This window comes from Gelidimonas diazotrophica, assembly GCF_055694025.1.
The window spans coordinates 1,032,795-1,053,295 of record NZ_CM146349.1; the positions used below are offsets into that span (position 1 = coordinate 1,032,795).

The 20,501-nt window shown below is 51.6% G+C and carries 20 protein-coding genes; 14 read left to right on the forward strand and 6 right to left on the reverse strand.

The window, feature by feature from the left end; genetic code table 11:
* Positions 1-7 precede the first annotated feature (7 nt).
* From carA to greA, 3 genes are all read left to right on the forward strand, one after another.
* Positions 8-1,171: a glutamine-hydrolyzing carbamoyl-phosphate synthase small subunit gene (carA, locus tag KGFNPO_RS04815; protein ID WP_472633352.1), complete on the forward strand. Its 1,164-nt coding sequence runs from the start codon at positions 8-10 to the stop codon at positions 1,169-1,171.
* Positions 1,164-4,382 (forward strand): carbamoyl-phosphate synthase large subunit, encoded by a 3,219-nt coding sequence (gene carB / locus KGFNPO_RS04820; RefSeq protein WP_472633353.1) that lies wholly within the window; start codon positions 1,164-1,166, stop codon positions 4,380-4,382. The genes carA and carB overlap by 8 nt, the downstream gene beginning before the upstream one ends.
* 104 nt (positions 4,383-4,486) lie before the next feature.
* Positions 4,487-4,963 carry a transcription elongation factor GreA gene (greA, locus tag KGFNPO_RS04825; RefSeq protein WP_472633354.1) on the forward strand — a complete coding sequence of 159 codons (477 nt, stop codon included), beginning with the start codon at positions 4,487-4,489 and terminating at the stop codon, positions 4,961-4,963.
* 192 nt (positions 4,964-5,155) lie between these two features.
* Here greA and KGFNPO_RS04830 read toward each other — a convergent pair whose 3' ends face one another.
* The gene (locus KGFNPO_RS04830; RefSeq protein ID WP_472615046.1) at positions 5,156-5,629 is read right to left on the reverse strand and encodes a YhbY family RNA-binding protein; all 474 of its coding nucleotides are present in this window, start codon (positions 5,627-5,629) and stop codon (positions 5,156-5,158) included.
* A 47-nt stretch (positions 5,630-5,676) separates the two neighbouring features.
* Between KGFNPO_RS04830 and KGFNPO_RS04835 the strand changes: the two genes are divergently transcribed.
* From KGFNPO_RS04835 to glmM, 4 genes are all read left to right on the forward strand, one after another.
* Positions 5,677-6,321: an RlmE family RNA methyltransferase gene (locus KGFNPO_RS04835; RefSeq protein WP_472633355.1), complete on the forward strand. Its 645-nt coding sequence runs from the start codon at positions 5,677-5,679 to the stop codon at positions 6,319-6,321.
* A 127-nt stretch (positions 6,322-6,448) separates the two neighbouring features.
* The gene (gene ftsH, locus KGFNPO_RS04840) at positions 6,449-8,335 is read left to right on the forward strand and encodes an ATP-dependent zinc metalloprotease FtsH (protein ID WP_472633356.1); all 1,887 of its coding nucleotides are present in this window, start codon (positions 6,449-6,451) and stop codon (positions 8,333-8,335) included.
* 84 nt (positions 8,336-8,419) lie between these two features.
* Entirely contained in the window at positions 8,420-9,259 is an 840-nt protein-coding gene (folP, locus tag KGFNPO_RS04845; RefSeq protein WP_472634391.1) for a dihydropteroate synthase, read from the forward strand.
* A gap of 20 nt (positions 9,260-9,279) precedes the next feature.
* Positions 9,280-10,611 (forward strand): phosphoglucosamine mutase, encoded by a 1,332-nt coding sequence (glmM, locus tag KGFNPO_RS04850; RefSeq protein WP_472633357.1) that lies wholly within the window; start codon positions 9,280-9,282, stop codon positions 10,609-10,611.
* Between the two features lie 79 nt (positions 10,612-10,690).
* Here the strand turns inward: glmM and KGFNPO_RS04855 are convergent, their stop codons facing one another.
* The 5 genes from KGFNPO_RS04855 to KGFNPO_RS04875 form a co-directional block, all read right to left on the reverse strand.
* The gene (locus KGFNPO_RS04855; protein WP_472633358.1) at positions 10,691-11,608 is read right to left on the reverse strand and encodes a lipase family alpha/beta hydrolase; all 918 of its coding nucleotides are present in this window, start codon (positions 11,606-11,608) and stop codon (positions 10,691-10,693) included.
* Between the two features lie 164 nt (positions 11,609-11,772).
* A complete protein-coding gene (locus KGFNPO_RS04860; protein ID WP_472633359.1) occupies positions 11,773-12,276 on the reverse strand; it encodes an RDD family protein in 504 nt (167 codons plus the stop codon).
* A 6-nt stretch (positions 12,277-12,282) separates the two neighbouring features.
* On the reverse strand, positions 12,283-12,909 hold the full coding sequence (locus tag KGFNPO_RS04865; protein ID WP_472633360.1) for a DUF3106 domain-containing protein: 627 nt from the start codon (positions 12,907-12,909) through the stop codon (positions 12,283-12,285).
* Positions 12,910-12,911: 2 nt separating this feature from the next.
* Positions 12,912-13,337, reverse strand: coding sequence for a DUF3619 family protein (locus KGFNPO_RS04870; RefSeq protein WP_472633361.1), 426 nt, complete (start codon positions 13,335-13,337; stop codon positions 12,912-12,914).
* Entirely contained in the window at positions 13,334-13,903 is a 570-nt protein-coding gene (locus KGFNPO_RS04875; RefSeq protein WP_472615792.1) for an RNA polymerase sigma factor, read from the reverse strand. Before KGFNPO_RS04875 ends, KGFNPO_RS04870 begins: the two co-directional genes overlap by 4 nt.
* A 537-nt stretch (positions 13,904-14,440) precedes the next feature.
* Between KGFNPO_RS04875 and KGFNPO_RS04880 the strand changes: the two genes are divergently transcribed.
* The 7 genes from KGFNPO_RS04880 to pssA all read left to right on the forward strand — a co-directional run bounded on the left by KGFNPO_RS04880 (position 14,441) and on the right by pssA (position 20,485).
* The gene (locus KGFNPO_RS04880) at positions 14,441-16,159 is read left to right on the forward strand and encodes an acetolactate synthase 3 catalytic subunit (RefSeq protein WP_472633362.1); all 1,719 of its coding nucleotides are present in this window, start codon (positions 14,441-14,443) and stop codon (positions 16,157-16,159) included.
* Between the two features lies 1 nt (position 16,160).
* Positions 16,161-16,652, forward strand: a complete 492-nt coding sequence (gene ilvN / locus KGFNPO_RS04885) for an acetolactate synthase small subunit (RefSeq protein ID WP_472633363.1) — start codon at positions 16,161-16,163, stop codon at positions 16,650-16,652.
* Between the two features lie 35 nt (positions 16,653-16,687).
* The gene (ilvC, locus tag KGFNPO_RS04890) at positions 16,688-17,704 is read left to right on the forward strand and encodes a ketol-acid reductoisomerase (protein WP_472633364.1); all 1,017 of its coding nucleotides are present in this window, start codon (positions 16,688-16,690) and stop codon (positions 17,702-17,704) included.
* Positions 17,705-17,787: 83 nt separating this feature from the next.
* Positions 17,788-18,525: an SIMPL domain-containing protein gene (locus tag KGFNPO_RS04895; RefSeq protein WP_472633365.1), complete on the forward strand. Its 738-nt coding sequence runs from the start codon at positions 17,788-17,790 to the stop codon at positions 18,523-18,525.
* A gap of 11 nt (positions 18,526-18,536) precedes the next feature.
* Complete coding sequence (locus KGFNPO_RS04900) at positions 18,537-18,728, forward strand: hypothetical protein (RefSeq protein WP_472633366.1); 192 nt, start codon at positions 18,537-18,539, stop codon at positions 18,726-18,728.
* A 196-nt stretch (positions 18,729-18,924) separates the two neighbouring features.
* On the forward strand, positions 18,925-19,563 hold the full coding sequence (locus KGFNPO_RS04905; protein ID WP_472633367.1) for a phosphatidylserine decarboxylase: 639 nt from the start codon (positions 18,925-18,927) through the stop codon (positions 19,561-19,563).
* A 37-nt stretch (positions 19,564-19,600) separates the two neighbouring features.
* On the forward strand, positions 19,601-20,485 hold the full coding sequence (pssA, locus tag KGFNPO_RS04910) for a CDP-diacylglycerol--serine O-phosphatidyltransferase (protein ID WP_472633368.1): 885 nt from the start codon (positions 19,601-19,603) through the stop codon (positions 20,483-20,485).
* Positions 20,486-20,501: the final 16 nt, after the last annotated feature.

A 20,501-nucleotide genomic window follows, 5' to 3' on the forward strand; every position in this document is an offset into this window, starting at 1 on the left:
GTTGCCCTTGCTGCCATTTTTTTCTGGCCACACCGTTCCGGCCATACTCGCGCTAGCAGATGGGTCGATTTTTCAAGGTTTCTCAATTGGCGCTGAAGGCCATACAACCGGTGAGGTGGTATTCAACACTTCGATGACCGGTTACCAGGAAATTCTTACCGATCCTAGCTATAGTCATCAGATCGTCACACTTACTTATCCCCATATCGGCAACACCGGCGTCAACCCCGAAGATGTGGAGTCCGGCAAAATACATGCGGCTGGACTGATCATCAAGGATTTGCCAATTGTCACATCCAGCTTTCGGGCCACGCAAACTTTATCGGATTATTTAAAAGCCGAAAACATCGTCGCCATTTCTGGTATCGATACCCGCAAACTGACCCGAATTCTGCGCGAAAAGGGTGCACAAGGCGGTGCCATCCTGGTGGGCAATGATGTCGATAAAGCATTGGCGCTGGCACGCACTTTTCCAGGACTTGGCGGCATGGATTTGGCCAAGGTGGTGTCTACTATCAAACCTTATTCGTGGTTCGAGACCGAATGGCGGCTGGGTAAGGGCTATGACCGACTAATTGCGCCAAAGTATCATGTTGTCGCTTTCGACTACGGCATCAAACGCAATATCCTGCGCATGTTGGCACAACGCGGTTGCAAGATTACTGTGCTGCCCGCGCAAGCCAGCGCTGCAGAAGCATTGGCCCTGAATCCGGATGGCATTTTCCTGTCCAACGGCCCGGGAGACCCGGAGCCTTGTGATTACGCCATCGCCGCCGTCGCAGAATTGATAGAGAACGGTATTCCGACCTTCGGCATCTGTCTCGGACATCAAATCATGGCACTGGCTTCCGGCGCAAAGACGCTGAAAATGAAATTTGGACACCACGGCACCAACCATCCGGTACAGGATTTGGACACCAGGAAAGTGCTGATTACTTCGCAAAACCATGGTTTTGCAGTGGATGCGGCAACTTTGCCGGCCAACTGCCGAGTGACCCACGTATCTCTTTTTGATGGCTCATTGCAGGGCTTTGTTCGCACCGACAAGCCTGCTTTCTGCTTTCAGGGACATCCTGAAGCGTCGGCCGGTCCGCACGATATCGCCCACCTGTTTGACCGCTTTGTAACGATGATGGAAACAAGCGTGACGGAGAAGAAAAAAAATGCCTAAGCGCAATGATATTAAAAGCATCCTGATTATCGGTGCCGGTCCGATCATTATCGGCCAAGCCTGCGAATTTGATTATTCCGGCGCACAAGCGTGCAAGGCCCTGCGTGAAGAGGGCTACAAAGTTATCCTGGTCAACAGTAATCCGGCGACCATCATGACCGATCCGGAAATGGCCGATGTGACTTATATTGAGCCGATCACTTGGCAGGTGGTCGAACGCATCATCGACAAGGAACGTCCAGATGCGATTCTGCCGACCATGGGCGGCCAGACCGCGCTGAACTGCGCGCTAGATTTACACAATAATGGTGTGCTGGCCAAGTACAACTGTGAATTGATCGGCGCCTCGCCGGAAGCAATCGACAAGGCCGAGGACCGCTCCAAGTTCAAGCAAGCGATGACCAGGATTGGCCTCGACTCTGCACGTTCCGGCGTGGCGCATACGATGGAGGAGTCCTGGACAGTACAAAAGGAACTCGGTTTCCCGACTATCATTCGCCCCTCATTCACCATGGGCGGCAGCGGCGGCGGAATTGCGTATAACGCAGAAGAGTTTGAAACTATCTGCAAGCGCGGTCTGGAAGCGTCCCCGACTTCCGAATTGCTGATCGAAGAATCACTGATCGGCTGGAAAGAGTATGAGATGGAAGTGGTGCGTGACAAGGCGGACAACTGCATCATCGTTTGCTCAATCGAAAATCTCGACCCGATGGGCGTGCATACAGGCGATTCGATCACGGTCGCGCCGGCGCAAACGCTCACTGACAAGGAATACCAGATCATGCGCAACGCCTCGCTGGCGGTTTTGCGCGAGATCGGTGTCGATACCGGTGGCTCGAACGTGCAGTTTTCAATCAATCCGGCAGACGGCCGCATGATTGTCATCGAGATGAATCCGCGTGTATCGCGTTCTTCTGCGCTGGCATCGAAAGCGACCGGCTTCCCCATCGCGAAAATCGCTGCCAAGTTGGCGGTCGGCTTCACGCTGGACGAGTTGCGTAACGAAATCACCGGTGGTGCAACCCCGGCTTCGTTCGAACCATCGATAGACTATGTTGTCACCAAAATTCCACGTTTTGCCTTCGAGAAATTCCCGCAGGCGGATTCCCATCTGACTACGCAAATGAAATCGGTGGGCGAAGTGATGGCGATCGGGCGCACTTTCCAGGAATCTTTCCAGAAAGCGTTGCGCGGTCTGGAAGTGGGCGTCGATGGCCTGAATGAAATGACCAAAGACCGCGAAATCATCGAAGAAGAACTCGGCGAGCCCGGCCCGGAACGTATCTGGTATGTCGGCGACGCATTTGCCCAGGGTTTTACACTCGAAGAAGTGCATCAGCTAACGCATATCGACATGTGGTTTCTGGTGCAGATCAAGGAAATTGTCGATATCGAATTGTGGCTGGAAACCCAGACCCTGGATGCGCTCGATAAACCGCTGTTGTACAAGTTGAAACAAAAAGGCTTTGCCGACCGTCGTCTGGCAAAGTTGCTTAAGACAACTGAAACTGTTGTACGTCAGAGGCGCCATGCGTTAAATATTCGCCCGGTCTACAAGCGGGTCGATACCTGCGCAGCGGAATTTTCGACCAAAACCGCGTACATGTACTCGACTTATGATGAAGAATGCGAAGCGCAGCCGACTGACCGGAAAAAAATCATGGTACTGGGCGGTGGTCCAAACCGTATCGGTCAGGGCATCGAATTCGATTACTGCTGCGTTCATGCAGCACTGGCGATGCGTGCGGATGGCTATGAAACCATTATGGTCAACTGCAACCCCGAAACGGTCTCGACCGATTACGACACCTCGGACCGGCTGTATTTCGAATCGCTGACGCTGGAAGACGTTCTTGAAATCGTTGCCATCGAAAAACCGTACGGCGTCATCGTCCAGTACGGCGGTCAGACGCCGCTGAAACTGGCACTCGAACTGGAAGCCAACGGTGTGTCCATCATCGGCACTTCGCCAGACATGATCGATGCAGCCGAGGATCGCGAGCGGTTCCAGCAATTATTGCAGGAATTAAACTTGCTGCAGCCGCCTAACCGGACTGCGCGCACTGAGCAGGAAGCGCTGGAAAAGGCAATGGAAATTGGTTATCCGCTGGTGGTGCGCCCATCGTATGTGCTGGGCGGTCGTGCGATGGAAATCGTGCACGAGCAACGTGATCTGGAACGCTATATGCGCGAAGCGGTCAAGGTGTCGCATGATTCGCCGGTATTGCTGGATCGTTTCCTCAACGACGCGATCGAGTGCGATGTCGATTGCATCAGGGATGGCACGCGCACCTTTATCGGCGGTGTGATGGAACATATTGAGCAGGCTGGCGTACATTCCGGCGATTCTGCGTGCTCGCTGCCGCCTTATTCACTGTCGCAGGAAACCATTGATGTAATGAAGCTTCAAACTGCACAGATGGCACAAGGCTTGAATGTGGTGGGTCTGATGAATGTGCAGTTTGCCATTCAGCAAAAGGACGGCAAGGATATCGTTTATGTGCTGGAAGTCAATCCGCGCGCCTCGCGCACGGTGCCTTTCGTTTCCAAGGCCACGGGTCTGCAACTGGCCAAGATTGCGGCGCGCTGCATGGTTGGACAGTCCCTGGATAGTCAGGGCATTCTGAACGAAGTAGTTCCGTCTTATTACAGTGTCAAGGAAGCGGTTTTCCCGTTCGTGAAATTCCCGGGCGTCGATACGATCCTCGGCCCGGAGATGAAATCGACCGGTGAAGTCATGGGAGTCGGCAAGACCTTCGGTGAGGCCTTTGTCAAATCGCAACTCGGTGCTGGCGTGAAGTTGCCCAAGTCCGGCAAGGTATTTATTAGCGTCAAAGCCAGCGACAAACCAATCGCAGTGCAAGTCGCCAAAGATCTGGCTCGGCTCGGATTTGCGATTGTTGCCACTAAAGGTACGGCAGCAGCCATCAGCGCCGCTGGGGTGCAGGTCACGATGGTCAACAAAAAGAGCGAAGGTCGCCCGCACGTGGTGGACATGATCAAGAATAACGAAATTGCCATGGTCATCAACACGGTCGAAGAAAAGCGTAGTGCGATCATCGATTCACGCGCCATCCGCACCTCTGCACTGGCAGCGCGTGTGACCACGTTTACCACTATTTTTGGCGCGGAAGCGGCGGTGCAGGGTATGGCGCATCTGGATAAGTTGCATGTCTATGATTTACAAGGACTGCATAAAACTCTACACTAAGACGATACTTAAATAGTTAAACCCTAACCTGCAGAGGTCATAAACGGTGTCGAGCTTGCTCGGTACCTTTTGTGGCCTCTGTAGCATTTATATAGTTGGAAATTATGAGCTCAGTACCTATTACCAAGCACGGCGCCGAACTTCTCAAGCAAGAGTTGCATCGTCTGAAAACAAAAGATCGCCATGAAGTTATTAGCGCAATCGCCGAAGCGCGCGCGCAGGGCGATTTATCTGAAAATGCCGAGTACGATGCGGCCAAAGAAAAGCAGAGTTTTATAGAGGGGCGTATTCAGAATCTGGAAGGTAAACTGGGCGCAGCCCAGATTATCGATCCATTGTTGCTGGAGGCCGAGGGACGCGTGGTGTTTGCTTCTACTGTCTACCTCGAAGATCTGGAGTCGGAGCAGAAAGTGACCTATCAAATCGTCGGTGAAGACGAGGCCGACATCAAGGAATTGAAAGTATCGGTGACGTCCCCAATTGCTCGCGCACTGATTGGCAAATCCGCCGGCGATGTGGTTGAAGTTATGGCTCCAGCAGGTATCCGCGAATACGAAATTCTGGAAGTGCGTTATATCTAAAGCGCATGCTCGGATGTGGTATCAGGGCTTTACGGGCTAAGTGGCCACGCCCGCCCTGTGTTCCGGATCGATTGCCAGTAATTGACTTTTGCAATGATTAACAGGCGTATATTAGAAAATGCACCGTTCTCCGCATATTAATAAAGCGAAAAAATTTATACTCCCGTTTTTCAGTGTTTTCGGTACTAGATGCTATTTGCTTCCGAGTGCGCTTTTTTTGGCACTGGTTTGACGGGGTTTGGCGCGTTTGATGGTGCCACCTTCGGTTACGCGCTCATTGCCTTTGAGCATCACCTTGCTCACTGAGGGGCGCTTTGTTCCGCTGGCGCTAGGTTTGACAATGGTCACCTCGCGCATGCCCCTGCCTTTTTTCTCGACGCGTCCTTTTGATGCTTCTTTTTGTGGACGGTAAACCACCAGAAGTTTGCCAATATGCTGCACTGGAGCAGCCTTGAGATTTTCGCAGATGGTGTCGTACATGGTAATCCGGGCTTCACGATCATCCCCGAAAACACGTACTTTGATTAATCCGTGCACATCCAGCCCCGCATCAATTTCTTTGAGCACGGCAGGCGTCAAGCCGGCTTCACCGATCAACACGATAGGATTGAGCGCATGCGCTTCTGAGCGGAGTGCGCTACGTTCTACGGGGGTAAGTTTCAACATGATTTCGGTAACCAACTAATATATTCTAAAGGCACTATTCTACGCGAATGGCTAAAAACAAATTAAACAAAAACTGGCTGCACGATCATATCAACGATCCCTATGTAAAGCTGGCGCAGAAAGAGGGTTATAGAGCCCGGGCTGCATATAAGCTCAAAGAGATTGATGAGGATGAAAAACTGGTCAAGCGCGGCCAGGTTATTGTTGATCTAGGCTCTACTCCAGGCAGTTGGTCGCAGTATGTGCGCAATAAACTCTCCGGCCAGGATGGAGGTGGCATTCATGGCACGATTATCGGTCTGGACCTGCTGCCCATGGAGCCAATTGCTGATGTGCACTTTATTCTGGGGGATTTTCGTGAGGACGGTCCCTTGCTTGCGCTGGAAAATGTGTTGGCTGGGCGCAAGGTAGATCTTGTGTTATCTGATATGGCTCCAAATTTATCCGGTATCGCTGTGACAGATGCGGCGCGCGTCGAATACCTGATCGACTTGGCAATAGATTTTTCCAAGGCACACATGAAGCCATCGGGCTGCTTATTGGTCAAATGTTTTAATGGCATGGGCTTCAATGATATTTTAGCAAAATTAAAACTGGAATTTAAAATTGTTGTACAGAAGAAACCAAAAGCGAGCAGGGACAAGTCTTCTGAGATATTTTTGCTGGGGAAAATTCTGAAAAATCCTGTGTAAATTACATTTCACACCTTGATTTTCATATTAGGCAGTCGCATATGCGCAATATCAAGCGCATGACATTGCGCGTAAAATAAGCACAGTGAGATAGGCAACAAATCGCGTTCGCGCTAAAGGAGTTCTTGTGAACAATATGTTTTCCAAAACAGCAATTTGGGTGGTGATTGCCCTTGTGCTATTTACCGTATTTAAACAGTTCGATAGCCGAGGAATGGCGGCTGGTGCTACACCTATTCAATATTCCGATTTTCTCGATGAGGTGAAGGCCCAGCGCATCAAGGAAGCGGTTATCGAGGATCGCAGCATCATTGCGACCACGAGCGACGGCAAGAAAGTTAAGACTTCAGTCACTTATCTAGACCGTGGTTTGATCGGCGACTTGGTCAACAATGGCGTTAAATTCGACATCAAGCAACCCGAAGAGCAGTCTTTCTTGTCGCAAATCTTCATTTCCTGGTTCCCGATGTTGTTGCTGATTGGGGTGTGGGTATTTTTCATGCGCCAAATGCAGGGTGGCGGCAAAGGCGGTGCCTTTTCTTTTGGCAAATCCAAGGCGCGCATGCTTGATGAAGCCAGTAATACGGTGACTTTCGGCGATGTGGCAGGTTGTGACGAGGCCAAGGAAGAAGTGCAGGAATTGGTCGATTTTCTGAAAGAGCCTGCCAGGTTCCAGAAATTGGGCGGCCGCATTCCGCGTGGTGTCCTGTTGGTCGGGCCTCCGGGCACAGGCAAAACTTTGTTGGCACGCGCCATTGCTGGTGAGGCGAAGGTGCCTTTCTTTACAATTTCAGGTTCCGATTTCGTTGAAATGTTCGTGGGCGTGGGTGCGTCGCGGGTACGTGACATGTTCGAGAATGCCAAAAAGAATGCGCCCTGTATTATCTTTATTGATGAAATTGATGCAGTAGGGCGTCATCGTGGTGCCGGCATGGGGGGCGGCAATGATGAGCGTGAACAAACGCTGAACCAGTTGCTGGTCGAGATGGATGGCTTCGAACCCAATGCCGGTGTCATTGTGATTGCCGCAACCAACCGTGCCGATGTTCTCGATAAGGCGCTGCTGCGCCCTGGGCGTTTTGACCGTCAGGTAGTGGTTGGTTTGCCTGACATACGCGGTCGTGAACAGATTCTGATGGTGCACATGCGCAAGGTGCCGGTTGCACCCGACGTCAAGGCGGATATTCTGGCCCGCGGCACTCCTGGTTTTTCTGGTGCTGACTTGGCCAATCTGGTCAATGAAGCCGCACTGTTTGCAGCCCGCCGCAATAAGCGACTCGTCGAAATGAAAGATTTCGAGGATGCCAAAGACAAAATCGTAATGGGCCCCGAGCGCAAGTCGGCGGTCATGCGCGAAGAAGAGCGCAGGAATACGGCTTTCCACGAATCCGGTCATGCGGTAGTAGCAAAGTTGCTGCCAAAAGCAGACCCAGTGCATAAAGTCACCATCATGCCGCGTGGTTTTGCGCTCGGCCTGACGTGGCAATTGCCGGAGCATGATCGCGTCAACATGTACAAGGACAAGATGCTGGAAGAAATTGCCATCCTGTTTGGTGGCCGTATCTCGGAAGAAATTTTCATGCATCAGATGTCGACCGGCGCCTCGAACGACTTTGAACGTGCTACTAAGCTGGCTCGCGCCATGGTCACTCGCTACGGCATGTCCGAGTCCCTCGGTACGATGGTGTATGAGGATACAGAACAAGATGCCTACTTTGGCCGCTCGTCTGCAAAGACAGTATCCGAGGCCACGCAACAAAAAGTTGACACCGAGATTCGACGCATTCTCGATGAACAGTACGCACTCTCACGTAAATTGCTGGAAGATAATCGTGAAAAAGTCGAGATGATGGCTAAAACCTTGCTGGATTGGGAAACCATCGATGCCGACCAGATCAACGACATTATGGAAGGCAACGCGCCACGTCCACCTAAAGATGGCATTCCGGTGAAGCGTTCTTCGTCCGATGACCATTCCGGTGATATATCGCCCACTGCAACTGCACCTGCTTAACAACGGAAAGTTGTACTCAGGCTGGACCCAGATGTAATTGCAAGGGTGAGACTATTCGGTCTCACCCTTTTTTCTATGGTTAATATGAAAAATTACTTTCAATGCGGGCGTTATCGCTTGCCGTTACACGAAGGTACGCGGCCACTCGTTATGGGTGTGCTGAATGTGACCCCGGATTCTTTTTCGGACGGGGGGCAATATCATGCGCTTGAGTCTGCGCTGTCGCATGCCGAACAGATGATTGCCGAGGGTGTTGATATCATCGACATTGGCGGTGAAACCACACGTCCCGGTGCCAAAGTGTTGCCTCTGGAAGAAGAATTGCAGCGCGTAATGCCGCTTGTCTACGCTTTACGCGATTGTGGCAAACCGATCTCGATCGATACCTACAAACCGCAGGTAATGCGCCAAGCCTTGGCAGCCGGCGCCGACATGATTAATGACATCAACGGTTTCCGTGCGGAAGGGGCGGTGGATGCTATTAAAGACAGTGATTGCGGATTGTGTGTGATGCACATGCAAAATCAGCCGCAAAATATGCAGAATTATCCGCAATATACAAACCCGGTGGATGAAGTGATTTGTTTTCTTCAGGAGCGCGTCGCGGTGCTGCAGGCAGCAAGTGTTTCCCGCTCACGCATTTGCATTGATCCCGGTTTTGGCTTTGGCAAAACTTTGCCGCACAACCTGGCTTTACTCAAGAGCATCGCCGCGATGCAGGAGACGCTGGACTTACCTTTGTTGGCTGGACTGTCGCGTAAATCCATGCTTGGTGCAATAACCGGGCAACCGGTTCAGAAGCGGCTTGCCGGCAGTCTTGCCGCTGCCTTGGCTGCGGCAGCAAATGGCGCCAAGATAGTGCGCGTGCATGATGTAGCAGAAACAATTGACGCTCTTGCCGTCTGGCAAGCGGCGACACGATAAATAGAATAATGAGGATCAATATGTCGAGGAAATATTTCGGTACTGACGGTGTGCGCGGTCGCGTGGGAGATGCGCCGATTACCCCTGATTTTGTCATGCGGCTCGGTTATGCAGCAGGAAAAGTGCTCACCCAGACCGGGCTGACCGATACCAAGCCAGCAGTATTGATCGGCAAGGACACCCGTATTTCCGGTTATATGCTGGAGGCGGCGCTGGAGGCAGGCTTTTCCGCCGCCGGCGTGGATGTAATGCTGGCAGGCCCGGTGCCGACGCCCGCAGTAGCCTACCTGACCCGCGCACTTCGTTTGTCTGCCGGTGTTGTTATTTCTGCTTCCCACAATCCTTACTACGACAATGGGATCAAGTTTTTTTCTGCCCAGGGCAACAAATTGCCGGATGCCGTCGAACTGGCAATCGAAGCTGCGCTGGAGACTCCCATGTCCTGCGTATCTTCTGAAAAATTAGGTAAAGCACGGCGTATTGATGATGCGCAGGGCCGATATGTCGAGTTTTGCAAATCGACTTTTCCAAATGAACTGGATTTGCGCGGGCTGAAAATTGTCCTCGACTGCGCTCATGGTGCCGCCTACCAGATTGCCCCGCTTGTATTTCACGAGCTGGGGGCTGATGTCGTGACTATTGGAAATCAGCCTAATGGCTTGAATATCAATGACGGCTTTGGAGCCACCTCGCCCGAGGCATTGATGGTTGCCGTGCGCGCCCATCAGGCTGATCTTGGCATCGCACTGGATGGCGATGCCGATCGCTTGCTGATGACCGACGCTAGCGGGTGCCTGTATAACGGTGATCAATTGTTATATTTGATGATCAAGGACCGATTAAAAAATGGGCCAGTGAACGGGGCGGTCGGCACGCTGATGACCAATATGGCACTGGAAGTTGCCTTGAAAAAAATGGGTGTCGGTTTTGCTCGTGCCCAGGTGGGTGATCGCTACGTGCTTGAAGTGCTGCAGGAACGTGGCTGGATTTTAGGCGGCGAGGGTTCTGGCCATCTATTATTTCTTGATAAACAGACGACAGGCGATGGCATCGTTTCAGCTTTGCAAGTTCTGTCTGCCCTGAAGCGCAGTGGTATGACGCTGGCCCAGTCGGTAGCTGATCTCCCGTTATTCCCGCAGACTTTAATCAATGTCAAAGTACCGGCCGGTTTCGATTGGCTGAAAAATGCTGGAATGGTGGCCGAGAAAGAAAAAGTGGAGCGTGAATTGGGTGACAACGGTCGTGTCCTGATCCGCGCGTCTGGCACCGAGCCACTGATACGTGTGATGGTTGAGGCTAAAAGCGCAGATTTGGCGCAACAGATGGCGCATCGTATTGCCGAGAAAATATGAACTCAAAATTATTATGGACTATTTGGCCATGGTATTACGGTGGAATAGGTACCTGCGGTTACGGGGCTTTCCTGAAAACCTAACCGTGCTCGGCTGCAAGCTTGATTTCTTCAAGAACCAGCGCTTGCACTACCGGGTGCAGCCCCAGTGCAACATGACCGATTTCAGACAATCCGATGTTTTTTGCGCCGGGCAGATGGCATGATCGTTGTGGCGCCACGATATTGTCGTGCAGCGAATAGATGGAGGTAATCAGCGCGCGACTGGCGGCATCTTCCGAGTTGGCCAAATTGCGCAGCCAGTCGGAGGGCTGGCCGTGCTCCGCATCGCCACACCATCGCATCTGCAGACTGTTGATACCAATGGAAAAATTCGCCAGCACAGTGCCATGATGCGGGGTGCCAACAGAGATGATTTTTGCTATCCTGCGGCCGCTGTACTGGCGCAGATATGCCCGTGCGACCAGCCCACCCATGCTGTGCGCCAGAATGATAATTTGCTCTTTCCCGGTTGCTTGGCAGAGGTATTTCACCGCTTTGTCAATGCCGGCAGCATAACCATCAATTCCACCCAATAGCGGCTCCAGGTCGATAGCTTTGTGACTGATGTGCGACTGCACCAGGCGCCGACGCATGCTGTGCCAATAGCCGCTATTGCAGCCATATCCATGTATGAGCAATACCGGCAACCCCGTTGCCTGCGGTGCAATAGCACCGGAAAATGATCGGAATGGCATATGCCACGAAGTCACCAGCATGCTAGCCCAGAATTCCTGCAGCAATAAGCGCATAGCCGTTTTCCAGCCAAGCCGCTGTTCGGCTGGTAGTGGGCTGCGGTGGCGGTAGGCAATGAAAAAGCTGTTGGCGATCAACATAAAGCGAGCGCCGACGACTGCGCTGAAACTCAAAATCCATGCCAAAGGAATGCTGGTAACAAGTAAAAAATCACGCAGCAGGATGTACAGACCAACGATTAGGACGATTTGTAAAACAATCAAAACATTTGTGAGGAGTGTAATCATGAAAAGCAAAGTGCGACCACATCGAGGCGGTGAGTGGTTAAATGCATTTTATTTTAAACGAATTTATGCGGGAGTATGCTATTAAACACCTTATTTTCCGCATAATAATAGGTGTATATAAATAATACATGTTTTGGTATTCATTTTGTGCTAACTGTTTTACTGGGTGCCAGACTGACCAATCTGGTGCCGGCAAGTTTGTCATGTAGAAACTGGCCGTCCTTATCCAGTTTTGCTGTCAGTGCCCACAAGCACATGCCGGCCGCTATAACGCTAATGCCTTCCCACCCTTTCACACCCAATGCAAAATTGAGTGCCATGGCCGGCAGAAACCACATCCATGCCAGAAGGTAACGTAGCGCCGCTTTGGCGAATGGGACGCTATCCAGACCAGGTGCTTCAAGTTTTATATGCCAGGTCTTCATCGCCAGTGTCTGGCCGCCGCGCATCCAGCTATACAGAAAATATGCACCCAAAACAATGAACAGCCAGAATTGTCGTGTGTGTCGCAATGTCAGAGCATGGCGGCTTTGCGTGAGGGTATCGAGCAGCAGCCCCGCAACGAAAACGACGCCAAAAACCAGCATGGCTTCGTACAGCATGCACACCAAACGACGTTTAAGCAGGGCAGGTGGTTTAAGCAAGGAGTTCTACTTTGTATTGAGTGGCGCGGAGGGCGTCAGTATACTGGAATCTTTGTCAGCTGTTTGATTGGGTTGCTGCGGTATTTTTTTGGGCTCGACAAGCAAAGTTTCATGGTTTTTGTGCGCCCTGGATAAGTTTGCTACTCTTTTTCTGCTGGCAGCGGCAGCAGCAAGACTTCTTTTCTGTTCAGCGGGAAGTTGTTGATACTTTTGCCAATGTGCGCTTTTTTGGCTTGGATTGATTTTTTTTGCACGCCAATAGTTCTCACGTGCAATGTGCCGTTGTTGTGGAGATAACTTGACCCATTCGCGCATCCGATTTTGTATTCGACGGCGCTCTTCCGGCTGCATCGAGGGAAATTTATTGCCGATTGCCAGCCATTTCGTTTTCTGGGCGGAGCCCATGCTGCCCCAATCGGCCGCCAATGGGGCAAGCGCCTGCTGTTGCGCTGCGGTTAATGTTGACCAGCCTGATTTGGCGTCGCTTTGGGATGCCGCGGCCGCTTTAGTTGTCGCGGCGGTTGTGCTTTGTGCCGCCGCTTCCGGGTTGGGGCCGCAGAGCGATAGTGCGATTGTTAAAGCAATAAGCGCGCATGCGCGAACTGTAGAGTGGAAAGTAATTTCATGCCCCATATTTACTCTCCGCGGTCAGTGAGATACGCGTTGAAACCATGATCGAGATAGGCGGCCGGCGGTAGTTCATCTGTCAGAATTGCGGTGTCGATATCTGCTGTGTCTGCAATACGCTGTTGCTGTTCAAATTGATAAATGCCGACTAGTCCGCCAATTAATACAAGCGCCGGCACGGCCAAGCCGATACGCCGCAACCAAGTGAATGGAGTATGCAAGCCTAATGTGCCGTGTGCGCCATATCCTGCAAGCCCTGCTGGTGTGACGGCTACGCGCAGCGGGGCATCTTTTTTCTTGCGCGACAATGCAATATTACGTGCCGTGGCCAATCTGGATACCGTGTCGTCTGGCAAGTTCGCCATGTTTTGATCCAGCGCGTGCCGAATTTTATAGGCGAATTCCAGTTCTTTGGCTTCTTTTGCGGTATTCATAATCGTATTCCTTTGGCGCGCAGAGAGATTGCGAGTGCATGCGTTGCCCTTGAACAATGCGTTTTTACACTTCCTTCAGAGCAACCCATTGCGTCGGCTGTTTCCGTTACATCCATGTCCTCCCAATAACGCATCAGGAATGCTTCTCGTTGACGGGCAGGTAGTTTTTGTACTTCCGCGTCAATCAAGGTCAGCACCTGCATGCGCTCTACCTTGTCCGCACTGGATTCGGTTGCCTGCGAATCTCCCTGCGCTTCATGGTGTTCGAGCAGATCGAAGTCTTCGCCTTCTTCAGTGTTGCCGCGCATTGCCGAAAAAAGCGTAACCCAAGTGTTGCGCACTTTTTCCCGACGGAAAAAATCCAGAATGGTGTTTTGTAGAATGCGCTGAAACAACATCGGTAGCTCAGCGGCTGGTTTATCGCCGTATTTTTCAGCGAGCTTGATCATCGCGTCCTGCACAATATCCAGTGCCGTTTCGTTTTTACGTACCGCATAGAGCGCGTGTTTGTAGGCGCGACGCTCAACATTTTCCAAAAAATCCGAGAGTTCTTTGTCAGTTGCCACGTGCAGAGATGATAATCGTACGTTAAATAAAGTAAATCCAGCCGGCGTCACAGTAAAACTGCAATTGAAGATACGGCATCGAACAGGCTGGGGGATTTGGCGCGGTTTTTAAATTACGGGGCAATCGTAGCAAATATGGGGAAATCCTGCCTGCTTTTTGTAAGGGATTCTTAATTTGCACAGGATTATGCTTGACCAAAATGGTGCTACGCATTAACGTTACATTCGCTTCGCAATCCCGGAGTTAATGGTCTTTTCGTGCGCCGCGCATGATGCAGTGCATCGATTAGACGTGCTTTTACTTAAGAAGCTGTTTGTTCTAACCCACGCCACAAGCGTGAGAAATCGTAGTGTCGCAACAAAACTCTGGCTGAACGAGTGGCGTTTAGCGCTCACTTTGAACCATGTCTACGGATATGCTACGAAGCGACGTGACCGCACAAGAAAGGGAAGCCTCGGATTGTTGTATTGCACAGCATGATTTCGTCAGGAAAGAACATCCGATCAATCTCCAATGGATCTTGAAAGGAATGTAGCATGAGTGCAGAAGAAATTTCAGGCGCAGAAATTGTCGTGCGTTGTCTGGCTGAAGAAGGTGTAGAACACGTTTTTGGCTATCCAGGTGGCTCGGTGCTTTACATATACGACGCCATTTTCAAACAGAATAAATTTCAGCATATTCTGGTGCGTCACGAGCAGGCTGCGGTGCATGCCGCCGATGCTTATTCGCGCAGTTCCAAAAAAATCGGTGTGGCCCTAGTCACGTCTGGTCCAGGCGTCACCAATGCGGTGACCGGTCTGGCTACTGCCTATATGGATTCGATTCCGATGGTGGTGATATCCGGTCAGGTGCCGTCGCACGCAATCGGGCAGGATGCGTTTCAGGAATGCGATACGGTGGGCATTACCCGTCCTTGCGTGAAACATAATTTTCTGGTCAAGGACGTCAAGGATCTGGCAACTACAATACGCAAGGCGTTTTTTATCGCTACTACCGGTCGTCCTGGCCCGGTTCTGGTCGATATCCCTAAAGATATCTCGATGCACAAGTGCGTCTATGAATATCCGCGCGAACTGGAAATGCGTTCTTACAAGCCGGTCGATAAAGGCCATTCGGGCCAAATTCGCAAGGCGGTGCAATTGTTGCAGCAGGCCGAGCGGCCGATGATCTATGCTGGTGGCGGCGTGATTTTGGCCAATGCTGCTCCCGAGTTGAATAAGCTGGTCGATAAACTGGGTTTTCCATGCACCAATACGCTCATGGGATTAGGTGCATGCAGAGCTTCCAGCGATAAATACGTGGGTATGCCCGGCATGCATGGTACCTATGAAGCGAACATGTCGATGCAGCATTGCGACGTATTGATCGCCATTGGCGCCCGTTTTGATGATCGCGTCATTGGCAATCCAAAACATTTTTGTTCGTCCCCGCGTAAAATTATTCACATCGATATCGATCCATCGTCGATTTCGAAGCGCGTCAAGGTGGATATTCCGATTGTTGGTAACGTCAAGGACGTGCTGCAGGAATTGCTGGCGCAACTGGATGCGTCCGAGCTCAAACCCAATGCAAACGCCCTGGCAAATTGGTGGAAACAGGTAAATGAATGGCGTAGTCGCGAGTGTCTGAAATACCCGACATCAACCGAGGTCATCAAGCCGCAATCGGTGGTGCAAAAATTGTGGGAAGTCACTAAAGGCGATGCCTTTATTACTTCCGATGTAGGCCAGCACCAAATGTGGGCAGCGCAATACTATCCATTCGACAAGCCACGGCGCTGGATCAATTCCGGCGGCTTGGGTACGATGGGTGTCGGTCTACCTTTTGCAATGGGCGTGCAGATGGCCAATCCGGATGCCACGGTCGCTTGCGTAACTGGTGAGGGTTCGATTCAGATGTGCATACAGGAACTGGCGACCTGCAAGCAGTATCACCTGACGCCTAAGATCATCATGCTCAATAACCGTTTTCTAGGCATGGTGCGTCAATGGCAGCAAATCGATTACGGCTCGCGCTATGCGGAGTCGTATATGGATTCGTTGCCGGATTTCACCAAGCTGGTCGAGTCTTACGGTCATGTCGGCATGAAGATCGAAAAACCGGGTGATGTCGATGGTGCAATGCGCGATGCGTTTGCGATGAAGGACAAGTTGGTATTCATGAATTTCATTACGGATCAAACCGAGAACGTCTGGCCGATGGTCAAGGCAGGCAAGGGTCTGACTGAAATGCTGTTGGGCTCGGAGGATCTGTAATATGCGACATATCATTTCTGTATTGCTGGAAAATGAGGCGGGGGCTTTATCGCGTGTAGTGGGCCTGTTTTCTGCACGTGGTTACAATATCGAGACTTTGACGGTCGCGCCAACGGAAGATGCAACCCTGTCCCGCATGACTATCGTCACAAGCGGGTCTGATGACGTCATCGAGCAAATTACCAAACACTTGAATCGCCTGATCGAGGTGGTCAAGGTGGTTGATTTGACCGAAGGTGCGCACATTGAGCGTGAATTAATGCTCATCAAAGTACGTGCAGTTGGTAAGGAAAGGGAAGAGATGAAACGCACCGCGGATATTTTCCGTGGCCGCGTCATTGATGTCACCGAGAAAACTTATACCATCGAACTTACTGGTAATAAGGGCAAGCTTGATGCATTTATCAATTCAATCGAGCGTACCGCCATCCTGGAAACGGTCCGCACTGGCGGTTCCGGCATCGGTCGCGGCGAACGCATCCTCAAAGTTTAATGTAATCATCACCTTCAACTGATTTAGGAATAATAATGAAAGTTTTCTACGATAAAGATTGCGACCTGTCGCTGATCAAAGGCAAAAATGTAGCGGTCATCGGCTACGGCTCGCAAGGCCATGCACACGCGCAAAATCTCAATGACTCAGGCTGCAAAGTTACGGTCGGCCTGCGCAAGGGCGGCGCTTCCTGGGACAAGGCTAAAAATGCAGGCCTGAATGTTGCCGAAGTCAATGACGCGGTCAAGGCTGCCGATGTCATCATGATCCTGTTGCCAGACGAGAATATCGCTCAGGTTTACAATGAAAACGTCGCGCCGCACGCCAAGCAAGGTGCCGTACTGGCTTTCGCGCACGGCTTCAATGTGCATTACGGCCAAGTCGTGCCACGCGCTGACCTCGACGTCATCATGATTGCACCGAAAGCGCCAGGTCACACTGTGCGTGGCACTTACACCCAAGGTGGTGGCGTACCGCACCTGATTGCCGTCCATCAAGACAAATCCGGCGTTGCCCGTGATATCGCGCTTTCCTACGCAATGGCCAATGGTGGTGGACGTGCTGGCATCATTGAAACTAATTTCCGCGAAGAAACTGAAACGGATTTGTTCGGTGAACAGGCTGTCTTGTGCGGCGGTACTGTTGAACTGGTCAAAGCCGGTTTTGAAACTCTGGTGGAAGCAGGTTATGCACCGGAAATGGCTTACTTCGAGTGCCTGCACGAGTTGAAATTGATCGTTGACCTGATTTATGAGGGCGGTATCGCCAACATGAACTACTCGATTTCGAACAACGCCGAGTATGGCGAATACGTAACCGGCCCGCGCATCGTGACGGAAGATACCAAGAACGCCATGCGCCAGTGCCTCAAAGACATCCAGACCGGCGAATACGCGAAGAGCTTCATCCTGGAAAACAAGGCCGGTGCACCGACCCTGATTTCTCGCCGTCGCCTGACTTCCGAGCATCAGATTGAGGAAGTTGGCAGCAAGCTGCGCGCGATGATGCCTTGGATCGCCAAGAACAAGCTGGTTGATCAAAGCAAGAACTAAGAAATAGTCGTATCCGTATTGTTGTTCATTTTTAAAAAAAGGGGTGTGCGGCGACGTACACTCCTTTTTGTCTGGGAAATGTCATGAAAAAAATCTGCACAGCAGTATCGTTATTGTTTGCAATCACCGGCGGGGCCATGGCTGCGCAAGTTGCAACTACCGGCACTCTGGTGAGCGTTTCTGCGGCCGGGGAAGTCCGGGCAGAAAACAATGAAGCGCGCGCCTTATTTTTTATCGAAGAGCAGGATAAGGACAAGGCAGCGGCCGCTTCGAGGGTTAACCAGAAAATGAAGCAGGGCGTAGATATTCTAAAGAAAGAAGATCCGCAAGCGAAACTGGCTTCGCGCAATTACTACACGTATCCGGTCTATGCAGAAGAACAACCGCAGAAAGGCAAAGGTGAGCCCAAGCGCTTGTTGACAGGCTGGCGGGTCGGGCAATATTTGGACATGAAAACCGAGAACTTGCAAAAATTGCCCACCACAGTAGCAGCAGCACAAAATATTCTGGCGCTCAACGGCGTCACATTCGGCCTGTCCGAAGCCTTGAGTAAGCGCCTTGATGCAGATCGCATTACCGACGCTTACCAGAATCTGATGGCGCGGGTGCAGGTGATTGCCAAGGCGATGGGGCGCAATGCAGCAGACGCCGTCATGGAGACGGTAGATTTTGACGGCGGCGATAATCCTGGACGGCCCTATATGGCGGCGTCAACGATGGGAAAATCGGCCAGAATGGATGGACAGGTTGCCGAAGCCAGTTTCGAGCCAGGAGAAAGTACGCTAGCCACGCGCGTGGTGGCGCACGTACGGTTCAAATGATGCGGTAGATTATGGACATTCTGTGCAAAGTTATCGGGTTGTTGCTGCTGTCCGGTTTGGCATCCTGTTCGAAGCCGGTGCCGCCGGAAAATAATCCGCTCATGGAGCCGGTGAAAGCGCTGGAACGAGCCAAGGCTGTGGAAAGCCAGATCATGCAGCAGGCCGAACTGCAAAAGCGCATGCTCGAAGCCGCAGAGAAATAGCGTGGTTTTCGTCGCAAGGAATTGACGTTATACTTGCCAGCCAAAATGTTTTTATGACATTTCCCTATTTTTCATGAGCATCGGAAGTGTAGGCAATTGGCGGGTAGGGCAGCGAAGCCGGCACCGCACCTACTGATTTAGAAATAGAATTACGCATTACAATTCGAGGCAAAAGCCTCTCTACTGGAGTTATTATTTGAATAATTACCCTCATCCGATCATTGCGCGCGAAGGTTGGCCGTTTTTGGCGATTGCCTTTGTAGTTGCCATTGTCGTTAGTACTTATTCAATCGCAATATCGATCCCATTCTGGATCATCGCCTTGTTTGTGCTGCAATTCTTTCGCGATCCTGCCCGGGTTATTCCACAACAGCCCAACGCAGTATTGTCTCCGGCCGACGGCCGAATCGTCGTGGTAGAAAAAGCGCACGATCCTTATGCCGGTCGCGAAGCGCTTAAAATCAGCGTCTTCATGAATGTGTTCAACGTCCATTCCAATCGGGCGCCGGTCGATGGCGAGATTGTGAATGTACAATATTTCCCCGGAAAATTCGTGAATGCCGACCTCGACAAGGCGTCGATAGAAAATGAGCGGAATGCGCTAACGATCACTGCATCGAATGGTCAAACCGTTACCTGTGTGCAGGTGGCAGGACTGATTGCCCGTCGTATCCTGTGCTATGTCAAAACAAGCGACAACTTGCGCCGTGGTCAGCGCTATGGATTCATCCGTTTCGGTTCGCGCGTGGATGTCTATCTGCCGCTGAGCGCAAAACCCAAAGTTGCGGTAGGCGACAAGGTATCGGCGACCGAAACGATTTTGGCCGAATTTTGATTCCTGCAACAATTGGGCATCACCAGAATGGAACTGCATGACAATCTTCAATCGTCGTAAAGCGAAAAGCAGCACCAACCTGTCGTCCAGGGCGCTTCGCGCAAAAAATAAATTATTGCACGGAGTGTCGCTGGATCAAGACGGGAATGCTGTTCGCCGGTTGCCGCGCCGCGGCATTTATCTGTTGCCCAATGCGGTGACTACCGCTGCACTGTTTTGCGGGTTCTATGCCATCGTGATGGCCATGAACCTGAAATTCGATCATGCGTCGATTGCCATTTTTGTCGCCATGGTGCTCGATAGCCTGGATGGCCGGATCGCCCGGCTGACGCATACCCAGAGCGAATTCGGCGCGCAATACGATAGTTTGTCCGACATGGTGTCATTTGGCGCCGCGCCCGCACTGGTGGTCTACGAGTGGTCCTTGCGCGGCATGGGCAAACTCGGCTGGCTTGCCGCTTTTGTTTATTGCGCTGGGGCTGCCTTGCGTTTGGCGCGCTTCAATACCAATATCACGGTGGTGGACAAACGCTATTTTCAGGGTTTGCCAAGTCCCGCCGCCGCCGCCCTGGTGGCGGGTTTTATCTGGCTGATGGACGACTTGCGTTTTGCCGGTGCCGATTTAAACTGGCTAGCCTGGTTCATTACACTCTCAGCTGGCCTGACGATGGTCACCAATGTCCCGTTTTACAGTTTCAAGGACATCAACTACCGAAAATCAGTCCCTTTCATCGCGCCTCTGCTGATTGTGCTGGCTTATGTTGCGGTATCGAGCGATCCACCCAAGGTTTTGTTTGGCTTATTTGTCTTGTATGGCTTGTCCGGGTATGTGCTGTATTTCTGGCGTTTGTTCAAGGGCAAGCCGGTCAGCATCATCCAGACCAAAACGGAATCGCACGACGATGATATCGATATCAAATAGAAATCTCGCGTCTTAA

Bases quoted from the DNA above. Each gene is read 5' to 3' on its own strand.
- KGFNPO_RS04830 (WP_472615046.1), bottom strand. From the start codon at position 5,629: ATGTTGAAACTTACCCCCGTAGAACGTAGCGCACTCCGCTCAGAAGCG.
- KGFNPO_RS04900 (WP_472633366.1), top strand. From the start codon at position 18,537: ATGGACATTCTGTGCAAAGTTATCGGGTTGTTGCTGCTGTCCGGTTTG.
- KGFNPO_RS04870 (WP_472633361.1), bottom strand. From the start codon at position 13,337: ATGAATACCGCAAAAGAAGCCAAAGAACTGGAATTCGCCTATAAAATT.
- folP (WP_472634391.1), top strand. From the start codon at position 8,420: ATGAAAAATTACTTTCAATGCGGGCGTTATCGCTTGCCGTTACACGAA.
- KGFNPO_RS04880 (WP_472633362.1), top strand. From the start codon at position 14,441: ATGAGTGCAGAAGAAATTTCAGGCGCAGAAATTGTCGTGCGTTGTCTG.
- carB (WP_472633353.1), top strand. From the start codon at position 1,164: ATGCCTAAGCGCAATGATATTAAAAGCATCCTGATTATCGGTGCCGGT.
- pssA (WP_472633368.1), top strand. From the start codon at position 19,601: ATGACAATCTTCAATCGTCGTAAAGCGAAAAGCAGCACCAACCTGTCG.
- glmM (WP_472633357.1), top strand. From the start codon at position 9,280: ATGTCGAGGAAATATTTCGGTACTGACGGTGTGCGCGGTCGCGTGGGA.
- ilvC (WP_472633364.1), top strand. From the start codon at position 16,688: ATGAAAGTTTTCTACGATAAAGATTGCGACCTGTCGCTGATCAAAGGC.
- ilvN (WP_472633363.1), top strand. From the start codon at position 16,161: ATGCGACATATCATTTCTGTATTGCTGGAAAATGAGGCGGGGGCTTTA.
- KGFNPO_RS04865 (WP_472633360.1), bottom strand. From the start codon at position 12,909: ATGGGGCATGAAATTACTTTCCACTCTACAGTTCGCGCATGCGCGCTT.
- KGFNPO_RS04895 (WP_472633365.1), top strand. From the start codon at position 17,788: ATGAAAAAAATCTGCACAGCAGTATCGTTATTGTTTGCAATCACCGGC.
- greA (WP_472633354.1), top strand. From the start codon at position 4,487: ATGAGCTCAGTACCTATTACCAAGCACGGCGCCGAACTTCTCAAGCAA.
- KGFNPO_RS04835 (WP_472633355.1), top strand. From the start codon at position 5,677: ATGGCTAAAAACAAATTAAACAAAAACTGGCTGCACGATCATATCAAC.